The sequence below is a fragment of the Galenea microaerophila genome (assembly GCF_054657255.1).
The window spans coordinates 600,001-602,100 of record NZ_BAAHWZ010000002.1 but is presented as its reverse complement, the minus strand read 5'-3'; the positions used below and the strand labels follow the sequence as shown (position 1 = coordinate 602,100).

Annotated in this window: 1 rRNA gene (only partly in view); it reads right to left on the bottom strand. The window is 52.5% G+C overall.

The window, feature by feature from the left end:
* Positions 1 to 2,100: ribosomal RNA gene (locus tag ACYQ05_RS08210) — 23S ribosomal RNA — on the bottom strand (its annotated part continues 319 nt past the right edge of the window); the annotation flags it as partial.

Sequence of the window (2,100 nt, the reverse complement as noted above, 5' to 3'; positions counted from 1 at the left end):
GGGCGGTATCAGCCTGTTATCCCCGGAGTACCTTTTATCCGTTGAGCGATGGCCCTTCCACACAGAACCACCGGATCACTAGAACCTGCTTTCGCACCTGCTCGACGTGTCTGTCTCGCAGTCAAGCACCCTTCTACTCTTGCGCTCATTGCACGATGTCCGACCGTGCTGAGGGTACCTTCGCGCTCCTCCGTTACTCTTTGGGAGGAGACCGCCCCAGTCAAACTACCCACCATACACTGTCCCTGACCAGGATTCACTGATCTAGGTTAGAACCTCAACACGACCAGGGTGGTATTTCAAGGACGCCTCCGCCGAGACTGGCGTCTCGGTTTCTCAGGCTCCCACCTATCCTACACAGGTCGTGTCAAAGTCCAGTGCAAAGCTGTAGTAAAGGTTCACGGGGTCTTTCCGTCTAGCCGCGGGTACGCAGCATCTTAACTGCGAGTTCAATTTCGCTGAGTCTCGGGTGGAGACAGTGTGGCCATCATTACGCCATTCGTGCAGGTCGGAACTTACCCGACAAGGAATTTCGCTACCTTAGGACCGTTATAGTTACGGCCGCCGTTTACCGGGGCTTCGATCAGGAGCTTGCACCCCATCACTTAACCTTCCGGCACCGGGCAGGCGTCACACCCTATACTTCCTCTTTCGAGTTTGCAGAGTGCTGTGTTTTTAGTAAACAGTTGCAGCCACCTGGTCTCTGCAACCTAGTTCGGCTCCACCCGCAAGGGGCTTCACCTACTTTAGGCACACCTTCTCCCGAAGTTACGGTGTCATTTTGCCTAGTTCCTTCACCCGAGTTCTCTCAAGCGCCTTGGAATTCTCATCCTGACCACCTGTGTTGGTTTGGGGTACGGTTTCTATATACTTGAAGCTTAGAAGCTTTTCTTGGAAGCATGGCATCAATCACTTCGCCCATAATGGGCTCGTCATCACCTCTGAGGATTGATTCGCCGGATTTGCCTAGCGAATCTCCCTACTGGCTTGAACCTGGATAACCATCACCAGGATGATCTAGCCTTCTCCGTCCCTCCATCGCGGTATATAGAAGTACAGGAATATTAGCCTGTTTCCCATCGACTACGCCTTTCGGCCTCGCCTTAGGGGCCGACTAACCCTACGTCGATTAACGTTGCGTAGGAACCCTTGGTCTTTCGGCGAGGGAGCTTTTCACTCCCTTTATCGCTACTTATGTCAGCATTCGCACTTGTGATATCTCCAGTAAACCTTTCGATTTACCTTCGCAGACTTACACAACGCTCCTCTACCATGCCTTACGGCATCCGCAGCTTCGGTACACTACTTAGCCCCGTTAAATCTTCGGCGCAGGCCGACTCGATCAGTGAGCTATTACGCTTTCTTTAAAGGGTGGCTGCTTCTAAGCCAACCTCCTGACTGTCTAAGCCTTCCCACATCCTTTCCCACTGAGTAGTGTTTAGGGACCTTAGCTGGCGGTCTGGGTTGTTTCCCTCTTGACTACGGACGTTAGCACCCGCAGTCTGTCTCCCATGATTGCACTTGTTGGTATTCGGAGTTTGCCATGGGCTGCTAAGCCTTGACGGCCCGCTAGACCATAACAGTGCTCTACCCCCAACAGTGAGACATGAGGCACTACCTAAATAGTTTTCGAGGAGAACCAGCTATCTCCGAGCTTGATTAGCCTTTCACTCCGATCCACAGCTCATCCCCGCATTTTTCAACATACGTGGGTTCGGCCCTCCAGTTGGTGTTACCCAACCTTCAGCCTGGCCATGGATAGATCGCCCGGTTTCGGGTCTACTCCATGCTACTTGCGCCCAGTTAAGACTCGGTTTCCCTACGGCTCCCCTATTCGGTTAACCTCGCAACATAGAGTAAGTCGCTGACCCATTATACAAAAGGTACGCAGTCACCCCGAGGGGCTCCCACTGCTTGTACGTACACGGTTTCAGGTTCTATTTCACTCCCCTCCAGGGGTTCTTTTCGCCTTTCCCTCACGGTACTGGTTCACTATCGGTCGGTAGAGAGTATTTAGCCTTGGAGGGTGGTCCCCCCATCTTCAGACAGGATTTCTCGTGTCCCGTCCTACTCGTTTTCACCCATAATAAGTTTTCGTAT